General features: G+C 62.8%; 23 protein-coding genes and 1 tRNA gene. 9 read left to right on the forward strand and 15 right to left on the reverse strand.

Annotation, left to right across the window (positions count from 1 at the left end):
- Nucleotides 1-69: 69 nt before the first annotated feature.
- Nucleotides 70-1,242, reverse strand: a complete 1,173-nt coding sequence (locus ACTUWL_RS34665) for an isovaleryl-CoA dehydrogenase (RefSeq protein ID WP_021081195.1) — start codon at nt 1,240-1,242, stop codon at nt 70-72.
- Between the two features lie 193 nt (nt 1,243-1,435).
- On the opposite strand from ACTUWL_RS34665, the gene ACTUWL_RS34670 reads away from it, so the two are divergent.
- Nucleotides 1,436-2,089 carry a TetR/AcrR family transcriptional regulator gene (locus ACTUWL_RS34670; RefSeq protein ID WP_021081194.1) on the forward strand — a complete coding sequence of 218 codons (654 nt, stop codon included), beginning with the start codon at nt 1,436-1,438 and terminating at the stop codon, nt 2,087-2,089.
- 2 nt (nt 2,090-2,091) lie between these two features.
- On the forward strand, nt 2,092-2,586 hold the full coding sequence (locus ACTUWL_RS34675; RefSeq protein WP_035652770.1) for an Lrp/AsnC family transcriptional regulator: 495 nt from the start codon (nt 2,092-2,094) through the stop codon (nt 2,584-2,586).
- A gap of 9 nt (nt 2,587-2,595) precedes the next feature.
- Here ACTUWL_RS34675 and ACTUWL_RS34680 read toward each other — a convergent pair whose 3' ends face one another.
- Nucleotides 2,596-2,901 carry an ETC complex I subunit gene (locus tag ACTUWL_RS34680; protein WP_021081192.1) on the reverse strand — a complete coding sequence of 102 codons (306 nt, stop codon included), beginning with the start codon at nt 2,899-2,901 and terminating at the stop codon, nt 2,596-2,598.
- 255 nt (nt 2,902-3,156) lie between these two features.
- Between ACTUWL_RS34680 and ACTUWL_RS34685 the strand changes: the two genes are divergently transcribed.
- Nucleotides 3,157-4,320, forward strand: a complete 1,164-nt coding sequence (locus ACTUWL_RS34685; protein ID WP_021081191.1) for an OpgC domain-containing protein — start codon at nt 3,157-3,159, stop codon at nt 4,318-4,320.
- A gap of 60 nt (nt 4,321-4,380) precedes the next feature.
- Here the strand turns inward: ACTUWL_RS34685 and ACTUWL_RS34690 are convergent, their stop codons facing one another.
- The 6 genes from ACTUWL_RS34690 to ACTUWL_RS34715 all read right to left on the reverse strand — a co-directional run bounded on the left by ACTUWL_RS34690 (nt 4,381) and on the right by ACTUWL_RS34715 (nt 10,877).
- Nucleotides 4,381-6,201 (reverse strand): carbamoyltransferase family protein, encoded by a 1,821-nt coding sequence (locus ACTUWL_RS34690; protein ID WP_021081190.1) that lies wholly within the window; start codon nt 6,199-6,201, stop codon nt 4,381-4,383.
- Between the two features lie 1,011 nt (nt 6,202-7,212).
- Complete coding sequence (locus tag ACTUWL_RS34695) at nt 7,213-7,989, reverse strand: cyclase family protein (protein ID WP_021081188.1); 777 nt, start codon at nt 7,987-7,989, stop codon at nt 7,213-7,215.
- A gap of 340 nt (nt 7,990-8,329) precedes the next feature.
- Nucleotides 8,330-8,406 (reverse strand) — tRNA-Pro (locus ACTUWL_RS34700).
- Nucleotides 8,407-8,624: 218 nt separating this feature from the next.
- Nucleotides 8,625-9,101, reverse strand: coding sequence for a DUF192 domain-containing protein (locus ACTUWL_RS34705; protein ID WP_021081187.1), 477 nt, complete (start codon nt 9,099-9,101; stop codon nt 8,625-8,627).
- A 197-nt stretch (nt 9,102-9,298) separates the two neighbouring features.
- Nucleotides 9,299-9,961 carry a cold-shock protein gene (locus ACTUWL_RS34710; RefSeq protein ID WP_021081186.1) on the reverse strand — a complete coding sequence of 221 codons (663 nt, stop codon included), beginning with the start codon at nt 9,959-9,961 and terminating at the stop codon, nt 9,299-9,301.
- A gap of 199 nt (nt 9,962-10,160) precedes the next feature.
- Nucleotides 10,161-10,877 carry an SIR2 family NAD-dependent protein deacylase gene (locus tag ACTUWL_RS34715; protein ID WP_106939967.1) on the reverse strand — a complete coding sequence of 239 codons (717 nt, stop codon included), beginning with the start codon at nt 10,875-10,877 and terminating at the stop codon, nt 10,161-10,163.
- A gap of 248 nt (nt 10,878-11,125) precedes the next feature.
- Here ACTUWL_RS34715 and ACTUWL_RS34720 point away from each other — a divergent pair, with 248 nt between their 5' ends.
- Nucleotides 11,126-11,287, forward strand: a complete 162-nt coding sequence (locus ACTUWL_RS34720; protein ID WP_021081184.1) for a hypothetical protein — start codon at nt 11,126-11,128, stop codon at nt 11,285-11,287.
- 100 nt (nt 11,288-11,387) lie between these two features.
- Here ACTUWL_RS34720 and ACTUWL_RS34725 read toward each other — a convergent pair whose 3' ends face one another.
- The 3 genes from ACTUWL_RS34725 to ACTUWL_RS34735 form a co-directional block, all read right to left on the reverse strand.
- On the reverse strand, nt 11,388-11,657 hold the full coding sequence (locus ACTUWL_RS34725) for a hypothetical protein (protein ID WP_021081183.1): 270 nt from the start codon (nt 11,655-11,657) through the stop codon (nt 11,388-11,390).
- A 298-nt stretch (nt 11,658-11,955) separates the two neighbouring features.
- Entirely contained in the window at nt 11,956-12,141 is a 186-nt protein-coding gene (locus ACTUWL_RS34730; protein ID WP_021081181.1) for a hypothetical protein, read from the reverse strand.
- Between the two features lie 246 nt (nt 12,142-12,387).
- The gene (locus tag ACTUWL_RS34735) at nt 12,388-12,702 is read right to left on the reverse strand and encodes a hypothetical protein (protein WP_210256442.1); all 315 of its coding nucleotides are present in this window, start codon (nt 12,700-12,702) and stop codon (nt 12,388-12,390) included.
- 200 nt (nt 12,703-12,902) lie between these two features.
- Here ACTUWL_RS34735 and ACTUWL_RS34740 point away from each other — a divergent pair, with 200 nt between their 5' ends.
- The 5 genes from ACTUWL_RS34740 (at nt 12,903) to ACTUWL_RS34760 (ending at nt 15,943) form a co-directional block, all read left to right on the forward strand.
- Nucleotides 12,903-13,076 (forward strand): hypothetical protein, encoded by a 174-nt coding sequence (locus ACTUWL_RS34740; RefSeq protein ID WP_021081179.1) that lies wholly within the window; start codon nt 12,903-12,905, stop codon nt 13,074-13,076.
- 623 nt (nt 13,077-13,699) lie between these two features.
- Entirely contained in the window at nt 13,700-13,933 is a 234-nt protein-coding gene (locus tag ACTUWL_RS34745; protein WP_021081178.1) for a hypothetical protein, read from the forward strand.
- Between the two features lie 193 nt (nt 13,934-14,126).
- A complete protein-coding gene (locus ACTUWL_RS34750; RefSeq protein WP_021081177.1) occupies nt 14,127-14,579 on the forward strand; it encodes a VOC family protein in 453 nt (150 codons plus the stop codon).
- 365 nt (nt 14,580-14,944) lie between these two features.
- The gene (locus tag ACTUWL_RS34755; protein ID WP_021081176.1) at nt 14,945-15,586 is read left to right on the forward strand and encodes a glutathione S-transferase family protein; all 642 of its coding nucleotides are present in this window, start codon (nt 14,945-14,947) and stop codon (nt 15,584-15,586) included.
- Between the two features lie 18 nt (nt 15,587-15,604).
- Nucleotides 15,605-15,943, forward strand: a complete 339-nt coding sequence (locus ACTUWL_RS34760) for a hypothetical protein (RefSeq protein ID WP_158267735.1) — start codon at nt 15,605-15,607, stop codon at nt 15,941-15,943.
- On the opposite strand, the gene ACTUWL_RS34765 is transcribed toward ACTUWL_RS34760, so the two are convergent.
- From ACTUWL_RS34765 to ACTUWL_RS34780, 4 genes are all read right to left on the reverse strand, one after another.
- Nucleotides 15,927-16,184 (reverse strand): PilZ domain-containing protein, encoded by a 258-nt coding sequence (locus ACTUWL_RS34765; RefSeq protein WP_021081174.1) that lies wholly within the window; start codon nt 16,182-16,184, stop codon nt 15,927-15,929. The genes ACTUWL_RS34760 and ACTUWL_RS34765 overlap by 17 nt on opposite strands.
- 324 nt (nt 16,185-16,508) lie before the next feature.
- The gene (locus tag ACTUWL_RS34770) at nt 16,509-17,156 is read right to left on the reverse strand and encodes a flavin reductase family protein (protein ID WP_021081173.1); all 648 of its coding nucleotides are present in this window, start codon (nt 17,154-17,156) and stop codon (nt 16,509-16,511) included.
- A 7-nt stretch (nt 17,157-17,163) separates the two neighbouring features.
- A complete protein-coding gene (locus tag ACTUWL_RS34775; RefSeq protein ID WP_021081172.1) occupies nt 17,164-18,126 on the reverse strand; it encodes a carbon-nitrogen hydrolase family protein in 963 nt (320 codons plus the stop codon).
- Nucleotides 18,127-18,200: 74 nt separating this feature from the next.
- Nucleotides 18,201-19,835: an MFS transporter gene (locus ACTUWL_RS34780; RefSeq protein WP_021081171.1), complete on the reverse strand. Its 1,635-nt coding sequence runs from the start codon at nt 19,833-19,835 to the stop codon at nt 18,201-18,203.
- Between the last annotated feature and the right edge of the window lie 78 nt (nt 19,836-19,913).

The raw sequence follows: 19,913 nt of genomic DNA on the forward strand, positions 1-19,913 counted from the left end.
TCGTTGGAGGAGCTGACAGGATCGGGGACGTCAGGCGATCGCGCCATGGCGCGACCGCCGGCGCGAAGCTCAAGCCGTCTTGGCGAACAGCTCGCGGCCAATCAGCATGCGGCGGATCTCGCTGGTGCCGGCGCCGATCTCGTAGAGCTTTGCGTCGCGCAGCAGACGGCCGGTCGGATACTCGTTGATGTAGCCGTTGCCGCCCAGCAGCTGGATCGCATCCAGCGCGCATTGGGTGGCCTTCTCGGCGGCATAGAGGATGGCGCCGGCTGCGTCCTCGCGTGTGGTCTCGCCGCGGTCGCAGGCCTTTGCCACCGCGTAGACATAGGCGCGCGAGGCGTTCATCGTGGTGTACATGTCGGCGATCTTGCCCTGCACCAGCTGGAACGAGCCGATCGGCTCGCCGAACTGCTTGCGCTCGTGCACGTAAGGCAGCACGACGTCCATGCAGGCCTGCATGATCCCGATCGGCCCGGCTGCGAGCACCGCGCGCTCGTAGTCGAGACCAGACATCAGCACGTTGACGCCGCGGCCGACTTCGGAGAGCACGTTCTCCTCCGGCACCTCGCAATCCTCGAACACCAGTTCGCAGGTGTCGGAGCCGCGCATGCCGAGCTTGTCGAGCTTCTGCGCGGTGGAGAATCCCTTCATGCCCTTTTCGATGATGAAGGCGGTCATACCGCGCGGGCCGGCGTTGACGTCGGTCTTGGCGTAGACCACCAGCGTCTCGGCGTGCGGGCCGTTGGTGATCCACATCTTGTTGCCGTTGAGCACGTAGCGGTCGCCCTTCTTCTCGGCGCGGGTCTTCATCGAGACCACATCCGAGCCGGCGCCGGGCTCCGACATCGCCAGCGAGCCGACATGCTCGCCCGAGATCAGCTTCGGCAGATATTTGCGCTTCTGCGCCTCGTTGCCGTTGCGGCGGATCTGGTTGACGCAGAGGTTGGAATGAGCGCCATAGGCCAATCCGACCGAGGCCGACGCCCGCGAGATCTCCTCGACCGCGATGCAATGCTCGAGATAGCCGAGGCCCGAGCCGCCATACTCCTCTTCGACCGTGATGCCGTGCAGGCCGAGCGCACCGATCTTGGGCCAGAGGTCGCGCGGAAAGGTATTGGAGCGATCGATCTCGGCGGCGCGCGGTGCGATCTCGTTGGTCGAGAAATCATGCACCGTCTCGCGGATCGCATCCGCGGTCTCGCCAAGGTCGAAATTGAAGATTGCCGCCCGGTTCGAGGCCATGATCCCTCCCATGAGATTCATCTTGCAATTAAACGATCATACGTTTTTTTCTTGGCTTCGCAAGCGACTGTGCTATGGTTCGTGCATGAAATCGGCAGTTCATTGAATTCACTGGGATTTCATGCGATAAACATACGGTCGTTCGCTTGTTTCCTAACTTTCCTGGCAAGCCGACACCCCCTCCGAGGCCCCGATGGCACGCACGATCGGTTCACATGGCCCCACAACTCTGGAGGCGATCCGCAAGGCTGGCGTGCGCCTGATCTTCGAGCACGGCTACGAGGCCATGAGCTTGCGCCAGCTCGCCGCCGAAGTCGGCATCCAGGCGGGCTCACTCTACAACCATATCTCAACCAAGCAGGACCTGCTGTTCGATCTGGTGCAGGACCATATCAACGATTTGCTGCGCGAGCTTGATCTGGCGCTGGAGGGCAAGGCCGATCCGGTCGAACAGCTGCGCGCCTTCGTCGCCTTCCACGTCACCTATCACATGACCCGCAAGCGCGAGGTCTTCATCGCCAATTCCGAGCTGCGCAGCCTCGATGCCAAAAACTACGACGCCGTCGTGTCGCTGCGCGGTGCCTACGAGCAGCGGCTGGCACAGATCCTCACCGACGGGGTGTCGGACGGCGTGTTCGAGGTAGTCGACATCCAGGTCGCGACCTTTGCGATCATCGCTCTGCTGACCGGGCTCTGTACCTGGTACCGCCCCGGCGGCCGGCTGACCCGCGACGCCATCATCGCAGCGCACGAGAAGCTGGTGCTGTCGGGCGTCGCACCGCAGGCTGCGATCGGTCGGGTCCAGAACGGCGGTAAAGGCCCGCGAACCGCGGTGGCGGGTTCGTGACTGTGACAGAGCGCCCACAGCTCGATGACATCGACCTGCGGATCCTCACCGAGTTGCAACGCGACGGCCGGATCAGGATCAACGAGCTTGCCGAGCGGGTCGGCATCACCGCCCCGCCCTGCCTGCGCCGGGTCCGCGCGCTGCGCAGCCGCGGCGTGGTGCAGGCGATCCGTGCCACACTCGACGAGCGGCTGCTCGGCTACGAGGTGACGACTTTCGTGCTGATCCAGCTCGACAGCCAGAACCTGGTCGCGATCGAGGCGTTCGAGGCCGCAGTGGCGGCGGTGCCGCGCTTCCTGCAGTGCTGGCGGATCTCGGGCGACGCCGATTTCATGCTTCGGTGTGTCGCGCCCAGCGTCGACGACATGCGCCGGCAGCTGCTACAATTCGCCGGCCTGCCCAACGTGCGCAGGATCAGGAGTTTTCCGGTGCTCGGGGTCTCCAAGGACGCGCCGCTGCCGATTCCAGCGGCCCTCGTCCCAAGCCCCGCGAGTTGATCGTAGACCCTAGTGGGTCCACGGCTCCCAGCGCCGGAAGGCGAAATTGTCGGCATAGGCGATCTGGCGGTGCGCCGAATCCTTCGGCTCGATCACCTGGTAGGCGATGCCCTTGCGCTCGCAATAGGCCACCGCCTCCTCCTTGGTCTCGAAGTGCAGCGTGAGCTGCTGCTTCATGTCCGACGACGAGGTCCAGCCCATCAGGGGCTCCACGGTGCGCGGCTGCTCCGGCTCATAATCCAGCTGCCACGCCTTGGTCTTGGCACGTCCCGATTGCATCGCGTTTTTGGCGGGCTTAAAAATGCGTGCGGTCATGGATGGTCGGCCCCGTGGGATGTGCAACATGGAAGCGATTTGAAGGAAACCGTCGGGATAGTATAGAGACACCGTTCAACGAACTGATCGGTGATTCCTCGATCTCGGAGGCAGCCTTCGCCGGACCGGTATAGTCATTCTACCGCGCTGTGACAATCTGGCCCCGGGAGGCTTCCCTTTGCAGTCCCTCGGGGCGCGGCCAGATTGCCAAGGTGCGGTCTTCTCGACAGCATCACCTCGAGGAAACGGCGTCCCATGGAAATCCACGCTCATTTGCCCGAAAAAGGACGTGACCTCCGGCTCGACCTGTTCCGCGGGATCGCGAACTGGGCGATCTACCTCGACCACATCCCCGACAACATCGTGAACTGGATCACGACGCGGAACTACGGCTTCAGCGACGCCGCGGACCTGTTCGTCTTCATCTCCGGCTACACCGCCTCCTTCGTCTACGCCCGGATGATGCTGGAGCGCGGCTTCATCGTTGGCGCCACGAGGTTGACCAAGCGGGTCTGGCAGCTCTATGTCGCCCACATCATCCTGTTCGTGATCTACATCGCCTCGATCAGCTACCTGGCGCTGCGCTTCGGCGACTCCGAGATCATCAACGAGTTCAATGTCGCCGGCCTCGTCGACAACGCCACCGAGACGCTGCGCCAGGGCCTGTTCCTGAAATTCAAGCCGGTCAATCTCGACGTGCTGCCGCTCTACATCGTACTGATGGGCCTGTTTCCGCCGGTGCTGTGGTTCATGCTGCGGCAGCCGAACTGGACCATGCTGGCCTCGCTCGCGCTGTGGCTGGTCTCGCGCCATTTCGGCTGGAACCTGCCCGCCTACCCGGCCGGGACCTGGTACTTCAATCCGTTCGCCTGGCAGGTGCTGTTCGTGTTCGGCTCGTGGTGCGCGATGGGCGGCGCGCGCGCCAACATGCACATCATCAACTCGCGCTACACGCTGTGGTTCTGTATTGCCTATCTGGTCTTCGCGCTGATCATGACGATGGCCGGCCGCTTCCCGGAATTCGGCGCGATGTTCCCGGATTGGCTGTATTCGACCTTCAATCCGAACGACAAGACCAACCTCGCGCCCTATCGCTTCCTGCACTTCGTGGTGATCACGGTGCTGGTGATCCGCTTTGTGCCGAAGGACTGGTCGGCGCTGGAATGGAAGGTGTTCGATCCCCTGATCGTCTGCGGCCAGCAGTCGCTCGCGGTGTTCTGCGTCGGCGTATTCCTGTCCTTTGTCGGACATTTCGAGCTCTCGATGAGCTCGGGCTCGCTGTTCGCGCAGATCTTCGTCAGCATCTCCGGCATCGCGATCATGACGATCGTGGCCTATTACATCTCGTGGTCGAAGCGGCAGGACAAGCCGATCAAGCCGCCAGCGCCGAAACCCGCGGCACCGGCCAAGGCGGCCTGACGCTCAATATCTGAGTATGGCCTTGTCGGAAAACCGCTTCGCGGTTTTCCGGGCCATGCCTTAACTTCCACCGCGGCTGCCGTCCTGGGTGGTCGAGGACACGATGGTGGCGACGTCTCCGAACGTCGTCATCACGGGCGTAACGACCTTGTGCATGGCGGTCTTCGACACCAGCGTGTCGTGCAGCACGAGGTGGTCGATACCCGTGGTGAGGAAGCAGCTCACCGCATCCTGCGGCGTCTCGATGATCGGCTCGCCCTTGACGTTGAATGAAGTGTTGATCAGCACCGGCACGCCGGTCAGCGCCTCGAACTCTTTGAGCAGGCGATAGAGCACCGGGTTGGTTTCTTCCCGCACGCTCTGCACCCGCGCCGAACCGTCGACATGCACGATCGCCGGGATCCTGTCGCGCCAATCCGGCCGCACCGGCTTTGCGATCAGCATGTAGGGCGAGTCCTCCTCGCCCTCGAAGATCTCCTTCATGCGCTCGGCCAGCACGATCGGCGCGAACGGCCGGAACGCCTGGCGGTGCTTGACGCGGCTGTTGAGGATGTCCTTCATCTCGGCCCTGCGCGGATCGGCGATCAGGCTGCGGTTGCCGAGCGCGCGCGGACCGAATTCGGACGGGCCCTGAAACCAGCCGATCACGCGCTGCTCGGCGAGCAGCCTGGCGGTGTCGCGGCAGATGTTGTCGCTGCGCTTCGCATCGACCTGGATGCGCACCAGGAAGCCCTGCAGCGCGGCCGCCACCTCCGCGTCGCTGTAGCGTCGGCCGACATAGGCGTGCTCCATCACGAAGGAGCGGCGCTGTTTCAGAATCTCCAGCCAGCCGTAATAGGCACAGCCGATGGCGATGCCGTCGTCACCGGCGGCGGGCTGGATCCAGACGTTCTCGAAGCCGGCCTCGCGTGCGATCCGCCCGTTCGCCACGCAGTTCAACGCGACGCCGCCGGCGATGCACAGGTTCTTCGCGCCGGTGCTCTCGCGCAGCCAGCGCGCCCGCTCGAGCAGCACGTTCTCGGTGTCGTCCTGCACCCGCCAGGCGATGTCCTCCCAGTGCCGCATGGTCGGGCTCTTGTCCCAGCTGCCGCTGTCGAGCACGAAGGGCTGCTTGTTGTCGTCGCCCCAGAACGGCACGTGCAGCCGGCCGTCCTTCATCTCGAGGAGACTGCCGACCTGCCCGTGGCGGCCATAGGGCGCAAGCCCCATCAGCTCGCCGCACTTGTTCCAGTCGCCGAACACATAGGTCGAGACCCGGCTGTACAGCGCACCCAAGCCCGGCATGTTGTAGAACTCGTCCGACAACAACCCGCGCGCCGGCTCCATGAAGACCTTCTTCAGGCATTCGAGCCTGGTATCGTCGAACCTGTAGTAGCTCTCGGACTCGCGGGCGAGCGGCGAGGCTCCTTCCTGGGGATAGGCCTCCATCGCGTCGGCCTGGTAGCTGCCGACGCCGTCGACGATCATCACGACGCCATCCTTGAAGGGCGACACCGCGAAGGCGCTGTAGGCATGCGCGAGGTGATGTGAGATCGACACCACCTTGTCGGATTTCGAACGAAACAGCGGATGCTTGATGGCCGCGTTGCGCTCGGCAATCGGCAGGAAGCCGGGCATGTCCTGGTGGAGCATCCGCTCCTCCATCTCGGGCACCGGAAGGATGTAGCTGTTGCGCACCACGAGATCGACATCGTCGAGCGTGATGCCCTCGGCGGACAGGCAGTAGTCGACGACTTCCTTGTAGAAGCCGGAGGCGTGCTTCTCGCGGGTGATGCGCTCCTTGGAGATCGCGTAGGCGATCGCGCCGTCACGCAGCAGGCAGGCGCTCACGTCATGGTCGTAGGCGTTGAGACCAAGGACGTAGGTGTGTTGTTTCGGCATGGGCACTCTTCAGGGAGGATTCTGAAACGCTCAGAGAACATGATCGTGTCGACTTCAAGTTCTCGACGGCATTTTTCGCGACTCGCAAATCATCGCTTCTGCGATGCACAAATCAAATCGGCACGAAGTCGATGCAATGCAAGATGAACAGAATGAACGGCGGATGAACGACAAGATGAGTGTAGCAACCACATCATCCTTTGCGGGCGGGACTGTAACTTGACCTTACCTGTTGGTCTCAATAGAGTCGCTAAAGCTCGCAAGAACCTTAGTGAAAATATTGTCTTAGGCATGCTCGAACCGGATGTCGGTGTCGCGCGTCTAAGCGAGACAGCCAGCATCAGTTCAGATGTTTGGAAGTGACTGGAGATCTTCAGAATGACTAAACGCTACAATATCCTGACTCGTTGCCTTGCAGCAGTCGCTTTGTTGTTCGTCTATGTCGCAAGCACCTCTGCCATCCTGGTTGGCGCGACCACATCGTCTGCGCAAGCGCAATGGCGCGGGCGCGGCTATGGCTATCGCGGCGGCTGGGGTCGCGGCCGCGGATGGGGCTATGGCCGTGGCTATGGCTACTACGGCGGTTACGTCGGTCCCCGTTGCTGGTGGACCCCGCGTGGTGTTCGCGTTTGCCGGTGGTAACAACCAAGCGGCCGACACAAGCGATATTGAAGACATAGATCGGGTGCGTCGGTTCCGGCGCACCTGATTTTCTTTTTGGGTATTGTCTTTTGGGCCGCGCACGGACCTGCGCCACGCAAGGACCTGACACGCAGCAACCCGCGGCACGCAAGAAAGAGCCCCGGGAGACGCCGGGGCTCCAGTCACGGGAGAGAACCTTCAGAAATCGGACGCGAGGCCGAGCCGTCGGCCCGATCACCCAAGTGCATCTACTGCGTGCATGAAAGCAGATTCTGCTGCCTCAGGCTGTAGCCGTGCCGCAACAACCCACCGGAATGAACGCCTTTCCACCGGTTCCATCGCCCGTCGAAAAACCGCTGCGGTCACGCTCTAATCGTCGAGGATGGCAACTGCCCTCGTCCACCCCGCCGAGGCACGCTCAATCTTCACCGGGAAGCAAGACACCATGAACCCGGTCGACGGCAGCTGCTCGAGATTGTGCAGCTTCTCGATGTGGCAGTAGCCGATGTGCCGCCCGGCCTTGTGGCCTTCCCAGATCAGACTGGCGTCTCTGGTCTCGGCATATTTCTTCGCGGTGAAAACGAACGGCGCATCCCAGCTCCAGCCGTCGATGCCGGTCAGCCGCACGCCGCGCTCGAGCAGATACATCGTCGCCTCATAGCCCATGCCGCAGCCCGAATTGACGTAGTCAGGCTGACCATACTTCGCGCCGGCGCTGGTGTTGACGACGACGATCTCGAGCGGTGACAGCGAATGGCCGATACGCTTCAGCTCGGCCTCGACGTCGCCGGCGGTCGCAACATAGCCGTCAGGCAGATGCCGGAAGTCGAGCTTCACCCCTGGTTGGAAGCACCATTCCAGCGGCACCTCGTCGATGGTCCATGATCGCTCGCCGCGGTTCATGGTCGGATGGAAATGCCAGGGCGCATCGAGATGCGTGCCGTTGTGCGTCGAGAGCGAGACCTGCTCGACGGCCCAGCCCTGTCCGTCCGGCAGATCCGAAGCCTTCAATCCATCGAAGAACTGCAGCATGCGCGGCAGCCCCTGCTGATGGTCGATGTACTGGATGGTCGGGTGGTTGCCGGGCGGATCGGCCGGAACGTCGTTCTGCAGGGGAACGGAGATATCGATCAGTCTGCGCGCCATGGTGCCTCCTCACGGATTGGTCTTGTCAGGCGGGACTAACCTGCCAGCCCGCGCGCGTGATCGGCAAGCCACATCCGCTCGGGATCGCGGCTGACGACGTCAGGGCTGGGCTGCGGCAAGGCGGCGCAATGTTGAACCTATTTGCCGCCGGGGCGACCCATGGGCACTGGGGATTTCAGGGCCCAGTATTCGACGGCGCCGTCTGGACGAACATATTCCGTCCAGGCGGCGTTGTTGCGTCAGGCAAGACGATCTCGATCGAAGTTTGTTGCAGTTCCGCGCGACCGGGCTACGGCCCGCCCGGTTGGTTCTCTCGACGAAGCTATGCGATGGGATGGGATGGTCGGGGCAGCTGGATTCGAACCAACGACCTGCAGTACCCAAAACTGCCGCGCTACCAGGCTGCGCTATACCCCGACATTTCCGAGAAGCCCCGTGGATACACGCTTCAGCCAGCGCCAGCAAGGCACCGGTGCCGGGCTTCCCGCGGCGAAATTGGCAGCCATTTCTGCGCCGGAATCGCCTCGAAGAACCTTGAGCCTATTCCGTTCCGATTGAATCGGAACGGGGCTCTGGATTCTTGTTTTGACGCGTTTTCTTCACGCGAACCGGTATCCACCTCGCTTGAAAACGCTTTAGTGGCCGGCAAACAGCGGATGGCCGACCCGGTCGCCGGGCTGGATGCCGTATTTCTGTGCCGTGCCGGCAATCACCTCGAGGACGCCCCTGGCGAGCCCGCGCGACGAAATGATCTTGGTCGACATCGGCTCGGTATTCTCGGCGATCCGCAGGATGCGCCCGTCGGCCCGGATGAAGATCATGTCGAGCGAGATGTAGGTGTTCTTCATCCACATCGACACTTCCTGTTCCGGAGTGAAGTCGAACAGCATGCCTTTGCCGTCCGCGAGTTCCTTCCGGTACATCAGGCCGGTCTCCTTCTCCTGCTCGGTGGTCGCCATTTCGACGGAGAAGACGTGCACCCCTGATTTGGTGACGATTTCGAGCGGCTGGACGCTGGCAGCCTGCGCGGCCGGCGCCAGCGCGCCGAACATCATGACGAGGGAGGCCACCAGCCACGGGCGAAGCCGCCCAACCATGCGATCGAAATTCATCGACAAATACTCACACCGGGGAAGATTTTTCCGGCGGACCCTAACCCGATGATTGCGGCAAATGCCAGAGCCCTGGAGGCTCGCCGGCGCCTCACGTTTCCGTCAGGACGACAACCGGAGGTCTTGTTTGAGCATGATCTGTTCGGAAAACCGCTTCGCACTTTGCGCTAACGCGGCCCTCCGGGTCCGGATCATGCTCAGTGCGACGACAGCGCCGACGGGCCGGTCTCCGGATGGATCTCGGCGGCCATCATGCCCTTGGAGCCGGGCCCGAACCGCACCAGCACATACTGGCCGGGACGCAGCTCGGTCATGCCGAAGCGGCGCAGCGTTTCCATGTGCACGAAGATGTCCGGCGTGCCCTCGCCGCAGGTCACGAAGCCGAAGCCGCGCAGCCGGTTGAACCACTTGACCTGCGCGCGCTCGAGCCCGCTGGTCGCGGTCACCGTGACGTGGGTCCGCGGCGGCAGCATCTGCGCCGGATGAATCGCGGTCGACTCGTCCATCGAGACGATGCGGAAGGCCTGATAGCCCTTCGCACGCTGCACGCATTCGACGACGAGGCGCGCGCCCTCGTAGGCGGTCTGATGGCCGTCGCGCCGGAGCACCGTCACATGCAGCAGGATGTCCGGCCAGCCATTGTCAGGGACGATGAAGCCGTATCCCTTCGAAGCGTCGAACCATTTGATGACGCCGGAGACTTCGACGAGGTTGGCCGCCACATCGCCGAGACCGGAGAAGGCATCCATCGCCGGATCGCGCGGCGCGCTGCCGAACTCGCCCTGTCCAATCCTGCTTTGCCCAACTCCGCCGATCGGCGGTCCGCCGAGCTTCTTGGACTCAAATCCGTCCGACCCCATGACCCCGGACCCCACACATCAAATGCGGAGCGCCGACATTGCGGCGCACCCTGTACACGCTGCTCTCCATCACCAACTCGTTTGGACGCTGCGCGAATCTCTCAACCAAAAGATAACACTCCCGCTTGCGGGGCATAGCTAAAAAACGATTCTATCGGGAACTATGAACAGGCTTGCACAGCCGCGAATCAATCGGGCATCAATTGCCTACGAAAGGACCAAGCGTGTCGCCGATGTCGTGGCGGATCACCAGGTCGGCGATGTCGTCCTGATCGGTCGGCTCGTTGTTGATGATCACGAGCCGAGCGCCGCTCTCCTTGGCCATCATCGGAAAACCCGCGGCGGGCCACACCACCAGCGACGACCCGATCGCCAGCAACAGGTCGCAATCCCTGGCGAGTTCCGCCGCGCGGCGCATCGCATCCTCCGGCATCGACTGTCCGAACGAGATCGTCGCGGTCTTCACCGGATCGCCGCACTCGGAGCAGTCGGGTGCAGCGCCAGTCTTGTCGAAGTGCAGTTTCACCCACGAGAGCTCGTAGGCTTTGCCGCAACCGATGCAGCGGGCGTAGGTGGTGTTGCCGTGCAGCTCGATGACGTCATCGGCCTTGAAGCCCGACGCCTGGTGCAGATTGTCGATGTTCTGGGTGATGATGCCGGGAATCTTGCCTGCCCGGTACAGCGAGGCGAGCGCACGATGCCCGCGCCCGGGCTTGGCTGCCGCAAATGTCGGCTCCATCGCAAAGCGGCGCCGCCATGACTCGTCGCGCGCCTCCTGACTGGCGACGAACTCGTCGAACGGGATCGGCCGGTTGCGCGTCCACAGCCCGCCGGGCGAGCGGAAGTCTGGAATGCCGCACTCGGTGGAGATACCCGCACCGGTGAAGGGGACGATCGACGATGCCTCGGCGATCATGTCGCCAAGCCGCTCGACGCCGCTGCGCAAGTCTTTTGCAATCGAGTCTTTTGCGATCACTGGAAATATTCCGGTTGGCGGCCGCGATTATAGCACGGCTTGACCGATTGCGAGCTCGAGGGCGATGGCACCGGCGCGGTCGCTTCCGCCCCAGCATCATCACATTCCTGCACTGCCTGCTCCGCATTGACGCCCAATTCAATGATGCCAATGCGCGTGGGATAGGACCAATACGACGAGGATGGGCAATGACCGATCGGGAAGACAGTGCCGCGCGCGAGCGCGAGGAGATCGTCGCACGCGTTGCCAGCTTCAGGGCGACGCAGCAGAGGTTCGAGCGCGACCGCCAGGAGTATTACGACAACACGCTCGGCAATGTCTGGAGTGGATTTCAGCGCAGGAGCGCCTGATGCCGCGCCGACCACCGCGACGATACGATCGTTCGCCCGCGATCACGTCGTGACGCGCAATTGAGAAAGCCCGGAGCGATGTGCTCCGGGCTCGCCGCCGTTACCAATAATGGCGATAGTAGTGGTGCCGGTAATACGGGCGATAGTAGGCGTAACCGTCGTCGTAGTAACCGTAACGCGGGCCGTAATAACCGTAGCCGGGCCCATAATAGCGTGGGCCGTAGTACGCGCCGGCCGCGCCTGCCGCGAGTGCACCGGCGGCCAGACCGAAAGCCAGGCCGGGACCGATGCCGCGCGCCTGCGCCGGCGCGGTGACCATCGTTGCGCCAACCGTCGCAACGGTCGCCAGAACTGCCAATGTCTTTTTCATGCGCAACCTCCTCACGTGGTGATGTGCACCAACGCGGCCGGACGGGGATGGTTGCTGCAAAAGTCTGTTCCGGTACCCCAGCCATGCGATAGCGCAAAGCTACCATCGGTTAGCGCCGGAACAAAAACACAACCTCAGTGATTAGCTCTGATGTGAGCGAGGTTGGCATCGATGCCGGCGTGGATGGAACTGCTGCTGAACGTGATGGCCTTTGCCGGCTTCATCGGCATTGCGATGTATCACAAGCATCCGAACGGGAAGCTGCCAGACTGACCGCCGGACCTCTCCGTTGGCAGCCTCAATTTGCCTTGCGCGCCTCTCCCGCCGTCCGGACGAGCCGGTCCGCCTTCGCGAGCACCTTGCCGCTCTCGGGCTGCGGCCTAAGCCAGAAGCTGATCACCACAAAGACGGAACAGAAGAGCAAGCCCACCATCATCACGCGCCGGTGGGTCGGTCGATCAGCGCTATGGAACGATGGCATCATGGCTGTCACCTGCAGCCATCTCAACTGCAATCGCAGGTGGTGGCAACGCCATGCCACTCTTAACCTAACTCGGTAGGGTTAGCGGTGGTCCGATACGGCGCCGCGGGCGATATGCCCTGCAGCGCCGGCCTGCCGTGGAATCCACAACATATCCCACGCTTGTCCGCAGCAAATTCACAGGGGCGCAGGGCCCGTTTCCTCAACGGACCCCGGCTCTTGCTGCGCACTCGTCCACAGCCAGCCCGATCAAACGTCCGCCAGGTGCTTCGGGGTCGCCTGGAAGCTCAGGCTGCGGATTCCAACCGGCACCGGCCCGAACACCTCTGCCCGGTCGCCGCTGAAAGTGCCGGAGAAGCCGCTCGTCACCTCCTGCCCGGCGAACAGCAGCCGGGTGAACGGATCAGAAAACGTCGAATGCTGGTTGGTCCTGAGGTGTCCCTTCCAGGTGCCCTCGCCGGCCCTGTAGGGACCGATTGACCAGAAATACGGCCCCCCGCCGATCAGAAGACCGTCCCGCAGGTTCAGGATGCCGCTATCACGGCCACGCACGCCGTCGGTCATATGGATATGGATCGAATAGGGCCCGTTCCGCACCGATCGCGTCGTCTGGTCGCGAAAGTCCGCAGTATGACGCCAAGCCGGGCGGCGCACGAGCACGCCGATACCGTCCGGCCGCCGATTCGGGCCGAAAGCGCGGAACCGGACGTCAAGAATCCGTTAAGAAAGCCCTGACAAGGTTCGACCGCCGGAGGGAGCGAGCCATGCTCATTTACCCCGTACCTGCCGAAGTGACACACGCCAGGGTGCAGCTCGTCGTCGATCAGACGGCGAAGGAGCAGCCGCGTATCATCAGCGCCGATGTGCTTGACGTCTTCGCGGCCAAGAACAAGGCCGACCGCGACGCCGTCGAGGCCATGCTCGACATCAAGGTGTGAGGTCGCAAGCGGGCAACGACGTCCGCTCGCCCGGTCTTTCCTTTGAACCTTTCGCGCCGTGCGAAGACACAATTGCGCTGGGGGATTTCAGGGCCCAGCGTTTGGCGCAGCGCTGTGGGACGAGGATATTCCGTCTACGCGGCGCTGTTGCATTTTACAAATTCAACCTTAAGTTTGGTCCCCAACAGTTGACGGCTCACGCCCTGAGAGATCCCCAGTCCGTCAACTGGGAAAGCCCCGCATCCAGCCTGCGGGGCTTTCTATTTTCGGATGCCGGAACCTTTCGCCACGAGCACCGTTGGGTGTCCCGTTGCCGGCATGATCACCCCAAGGCCGGTCGGCATCAGACCCCGCGAGCCCGCTCGCGGGGTTTTTGCTTTCTAGAGGATGTCCAACCTCGCGCGTCCTTGATTGGCAGTCGTGGCCATTCGATGGGATAGAAGCGAGTGCCTCCAAGGCTCGACCACGAAAGCCCCGTTCCGGAATTTTCCCGGGCGGGGCTTTCTCGTATCGCTTGCGGCATATGCTTGCGGCGATGCCGGCGGCGCATAAAGCTTTAGCTACCGCGCCAATCGGGCGGCAACCACTTGAGTGCTAGCAAGGTGTCGCAACAGGGGCAGCGCATGTCAGAAGACCACTGGTCAGCCGATCTCGCGCCGATCATGTGGAAATGGTTGGTGCGGCTGATCTGGTTCGGCAGCATCGCATTCTTTCAGTTCGCCGAGATCGCGCGATATCTGAGCGGCAACACCTACCGCCCCTTCTTCGGCCTGTACGCCGGACTGCTGTTCGCTCTCGTCATCTGGTTCATCGCCTGCGTGATCCGGAACATCGCTCAGCGCGCCGAGGCTCGGTAAGGCCCACCGGCCGACGCTGACCTAGGGATAAGGCCTTCACACAATCGCGAATGAGTGGCGGGAAAGCGCGAACGCCCGCAGGGCAGATCCGCAGGTTAGAGCTGCCCCTTGATGCGATTTGCTGCTATTTTCCCTCCCGGACCATCCCGCCAAGCATCTCTGCAAGACTCTCTGAATCTGCCAGGAGGAAAAAATGCGCTATCTGCACACCATGCTGCGCGTCCGCAATCTCGACGTCGCAATGAAATTCTATCAGGACGCGCTCGGGCTGAAGGAAGTGCGCCGCATCGACAATGACAAGGGCCGCTTCACGCTGGTGTTTCTCTGCGCGGAAGAAGACCTCCATCTGCTCAAGTCGCTGCCGCAGAGCCGCGGCGCGCCGCTGGTCGAGCTGACCTATAATTGGGACGAGGAGAAATACGGCGAGGACCGCCATTTCGGTCATCTCGCCTACGAGGTCGACGACATCTACGCGACCTGCGAGAAGCTGATGAAGATGGGCGTCACCATCAATCGCCCGCCGCGCGACGGCAACATGGCGTTCGTGCGTTCGCCCGACCTGCACTCGATCGAGATCCTGCAGAAGGGTGATCCGAAGCCGCCGGCCGAACCGTGGGCCTCGATGCCCAACACCGGTCACTGGTAAGACGCGAAAGTAAACGCCGCGCCCACGCGCAAGTTCCTGTCCGTCTTTCGCGGTCGGTCAGGCGCGGAGCGATCGTTAGGAACCCCTCGCAACCGTTGAAGTTGCCTCCTCATGCATTGAACCCGAGGAGGCAACGAGATGGGAAAAGGAATTTTGCTTTGGCTGTTGGGTGTGCCGATCCCGGTGATCATCGTGCTGTGGTTGCTGTTCGGTCACTGACTGCGTTTTGACGCGTGCGATTCGACGAGGCTCCGCCGCAATGCGGCGGGGCCTTCTTTTTTGCTCTCGATACAATTCACACCGCGCTTTTCCACGGCGTTTCGGCTAAGAACGCCGCAAAGCACGACAGCGGGAAGAATCGCGTGATGGACAGCAAGCCGCAACTGACGATCTGGGGCCGGGCCAATTCGGTCAATGTGCAGAAGGTGCTCTGGTGTCTCGCCGAGCTCGACCTGCCCTATCAGCGCATCGACGCCGGCATGCAGTTCGGCAAGAACGATCAGCCCGACTATCTCGGGATGAATCCGAACGGCCGCATCCCGACGCTGGTCGACGGCGACTATGTGCTGTGGGAATCCAATTCGGTGATGCGCTATCTCTGCATGGCCTACGGCCAGAGCTCGCCGGTCTATCCTCAGGCGCCGAAGGCGCGCGCTGCCGTCGACCGCTGGCTCGACTGGACACTGTCGACGCTGCAGCCGGTCGACCGCCCGGTGTTCTGGGGGCTGGTGCGCACGCCGCCGGAGCAGCGCGACATGGTTCAGATCCAGAAGGACGCCGACGCCGGGGGCGTGGTGTGGCGCGTTGCCGAGGCGCAGCTGGCGAGCCGTCGCTTCATCGAGGGCGAACAGTTCACCATCGCCGACATCGCGCTCGGCGCCTTCGCGCGGCGCTGGTTCGGCGTCGAGGGTGTCACCAAGCCGAAGCTGCCCCATCTCGAACGCTGGTTCGGCGAGATCGCGCAGCGGCCGGCCTTCGTGCGCATCGTCGCACCGCCGATGTCCTGAGCGGCAAGGCGTTAGAGCATGATCTTTTCGGAAAACCGCTTCGCACTTTTCCGGATCATGCTTCAACGTCCGCTGGACATCCCCGCACCGACACTGATGCCGCCGCCGAGCTTCACGCAGGTGTCGGTGCCTTCGACCTTGACGAAGCCCGCTCCGTACGACGCGCAGGGATTGCTCCGCGTCGCGGATTTTGACGGCAACATCTTGCCGGCATCGGGTGGCGTCTGGAAATTGCGGCGATCGCCGGTTTGCGCGAACGCGGTGGCGGGGAGCAGGACGGCGATGACGGCAAAACAGGTCTTGCGCATCCGCCCCTTGTATCGCGCGCAGCAAAAAGAGGCTAGCGCACGAATTTGACGCCGAACGTCTTGCCCTCGCGCCAGACCACCTCGCAGGCGCGCCCGGTGCGGGCGTCGCGCGAAAACGCCAGCCGCAGCTTGGCCGGCAGCGAGTTGTTGTCCTGGACCGTGATTTTTGCGCCCGACGAGGAAATGTCCTCGACCACGCACGGCCGCGCGGCGAATCCGCCGTCGAGCGTGATCCAGCCGGACTGACGCAGCGATTTGCGCGTTTCGCGCTTCTTGGACCCTAGAGCCATCACATCATCCCCGGGATCACGGGTATCGCCGGTCGCTTTACAAAGGGTTACGAGATATTAGCGGACTGTCGCGATCCCGGAGATTGTGCACATCCCCGCAGCGGCGCGGCAGGGCTTGGTCGCGCGGGATAATGCATTGAGTTTACTGGATTTCCTATTTGGCGCTGACGGCATCGCGCACGCACTGCCAAAATATCGAAAACAACCCCATGCAAAGGAGCCGCCGGCTGCCGGCACTCGACGACGCGACGTGACACGTCGGGCAAAGCAGGAGCATTATTTGATAATCCGGAAATTGTGCACACGCCCTTCGCCCCGACTAACTCATTTCGGCCCGGGCCGACCATGGTCCCCTCGGCCGATCGGCGCCGGCCGCTCCAGCTGGAACAGGTTGGTTGGACGCGCATACCACCCGCTCCCATGCATGCGGGCGATGAGATCGAGGGCAAGCGTGTCGATGTAGCCCTTGCCGGCATCGAGGACGAACTCGTCCGAGACGTGGGCGCATACGACCTCGCCGATCACGGCAACCTGCCGCGGACCCGTCTCATGAGTCGAGAGGCTGCGGCATTCGAACGCCACCGGGCTGTCGGCGATGCGTGGCGGCGAAACCATCTGCGAGGGCACCGTCCGCAAGCCGGCGAGCGCGAGCTCATCGACCTCGCGCGGCGCATCGACACAGGTGGCATTCATGGCATCGGCCATGCCCCGCGGCACCAGATGCGCGACGAACTCGCCGGTCGCGAGGATGTTCTCGGCGGTGTCCTTCAATCCCTTCTCGGGATGGCGAAGCAAACCGAGCGCAACCGTCGGCGGCTCGTGCCCCAGCACGTTGAAGAAACTGAACGGCGCCGCGTTGACGACACCGTCAGCGGACCGTGTCGTCACCCATGCGATCGGTCGCGGGGTAACGGTCGCAGTAAGGATCTTGTAGCGGATGTCCGCAGCAAGCTGGCCCATATCGAAGAACATCCTGGCCTCAAGTCCTTGTCTGCGCACTGCTGACCGTCGACACCGCGGCCTTCGGCCGATCGTCGACGATGAGCTGGAATACGTCGGGGCGCGAATAATGACCGGTCGCATCGAAGTCGTATTTGCCGCGCGCTACGTCGTCGAGATCGACGTCGGCGTAGAGAATGGTTTCGCCGTCGAAGTGCGGCCCCGCCAGCACCTTGCCAAGCGGGTCGATGATGGCGCTGCCGCCGCGCATCAGCACGGTCTCGGGATCGTCGCTGAGCGCACATTCGTAGTTCTCGGGAAATGCGCCGCGCTTGAGGTACTGGCAGGCGGTCAGCACAAAGCAGCGGCCCTCAAGCGCAACGTGCTGCATCGTCGGCAACCAGGTGTCACGATCGTCAGCCGTGGGCGCGCAGTAAATGCTGACGCCCTGGCTGTACATGTGCATGCGCAGCATCGGCATGTAGTTTTCCCAACAGATCACGGCGCCAATGATGCCCAGCGCGGTCTTGAAAGCCGGCATGGTGGAGCCATCGCCAAAGCCCCAGATCAGCCGCTCGCCGGCGGTCGGCATCAGCTTGCGGTGCTTGCCGACCAGGCCGTTCGCGCCATCGAAGAACAGCACGGTGCAGTACAGCGTGCCATGCTCGCGCTCGATGCAGCCGATGACTGCGAAGACCCCAGTGGCCGCAGTTGCCGCCGCAATCGTCTCGACCTCGGGACCGTCGAGATCAATCGCCTGGTCCCAATACAGCCGGAAGGCTTCGCGCCCTTCCTGCTTGCGCAGACCGACCGGCGCACCGAACGAACTACCTTTCGGATAGCCGCCGAGAAAGGCCTCGGGAAAAACCGTCAGCCGCGCGCCGGCCCTGCACGCTTGCTCGATCAGGCTTGCGGCCTTCCGAGCTGACGCGAGGGTGTCGTTCGGAAATGCCCCCGCCTGAATGACGGCCGCCTTGTAGCTGCTGATTTTTCGGGAAGTCATGACGCCGATCCGGAATATGACGATGCAAGGAAACACGGGCTGCTCTCGGGCTGCCCGTGAATAGTGTCGTGGGTTTAGTCATCGGTCTCGAGCTTCGGCCGGTTCGGCAGCACGATCGAACCGATCACCGCGACTGCGGCGCAGATGACGACCGGATACCAAAGTCCTGCGAACACATCGCCGACCGCCAGCGACAGGTAGGTCGCGAAGAACGGCAGGAAACCGCCGAAGATACCCGCACCGATGTGGTACGGAAACGAGAGCGCCGTGTACCGGATGTTCGCAGGGAAGACCTCGACCAGGAACGAGGCGACCGGCCCGTAGATCATCGCCACGATGATGGTCATGACCACCAGCAGGAAGATGATGTGACCGGACGATACCTTGGCCGGATCGGCCTTAACCGGGTACCCCACGTCCACCAGAGCTTTGCGATAGGCTGCCGGGTCGTAGCCGGGAATCGTCGTCCCCTTCACCGTGATCGCCACAGCCTGGCCGCCGATCGGCGCAGCGTAGCTGAAGTTGATACCGCCCGAGATCAGCAGCTTCTTGGCCTGAACGCAGGGCTTGCCGTGATCGCTGTGGGTGCTCAGCAATGCGGCCGCAAGACCGAACCTGCAGGCTTCGCTGGAACTGTCCGCATGCACCTTGACGGGCGCAGTCCGGGTTGCGGCCACGAGTTGCGGATTGCCCGCTTCCAGAAGCGAGGCAAACATCGGCCGATAGCACAGTGCCGAGAGCAACAGGCCCGCTATCATCAGCCACTTGCGGCCGATCCGGTCGGACAGCCAGCCGAAGAATATGAAGGCTGGCGCGCCGATGATGAGACCAACTGCCATCAAAATGTATGAGGTCTGCAGATCGATCTTCGCCACCTGCTGCATGAAGATCATCACGTAGAACTGCCCCGTGAAGTAGGTCGAGCCCATGCCGGCGGTTGCACCGAACAACGCGATCAGTACGAGACGCAGGCTCGACCAGCGGCCGAACGTGTCGCGGATCGGGTTCTTGGACAGGCGCCGCTCGGCCTTGAGACGAGCGAACACCGGCGACTCGTGCAGCCTGGCGCGGACATAGATCGAGAACGCCAGCATCACGATCGAGATGATAAACGGAACACGCCAGCCCCAGGCCTTGAAGTCGGCGTCGCTCATGAGGCTCTGAGTGCCGATGATGACGGCGATCGAGAGCGCCAGACCAATCGACGAGGTGATTTGAATCCAGCCGGTCAGAAGCCCGCGCCGGTTGGGACGCGAATGCTCGGCGACATAGACGACAGCCCCGCCATACTCTCCGCCGACCGCAAGACCCTGGATCAGGCGCAGCACCACCAGCGCAATCCATGCCGCGTGCCCCACCGTCGCATAGGTCGGCAGGAAGCCGATCAGCGCCGTGCTGCCGCCCATCATCACGATGGTGATGAGGAACGTATATTTGCGGCCCACCAGGTCGCCGATGCGTCCGAACACCACCGCGCCGATCGGGCGGATGACGAATCCGGCGGCAAGCGCGCCGAGCGACGCAAGCACGGCAGCCGTCGGATTGTCCGGCGGGAACAGCACCGAGCTCATGAACACGGCCAGCGAGCCGTAGATGAAGAAGTCGTACCACTCGAACACCGTGCCCAGCGTCGAGGCCAGGACGACCTGCCGCTCCTCGCTGCGCGTCAGATCGTGATCGACTGCTGCCGTCGCCGTTACTGCATCCATCGCCATTCCCCTGTTTTACGGCCCGCGAGCCCCCGCTCTGACAGCAGCCTCGAAGCGACATTTCTTATTTAGTCAGAT

The sequence above is a fragment of the Bradyrhizobium sp. WCU1 genome, from assembly GCF_053474805.1.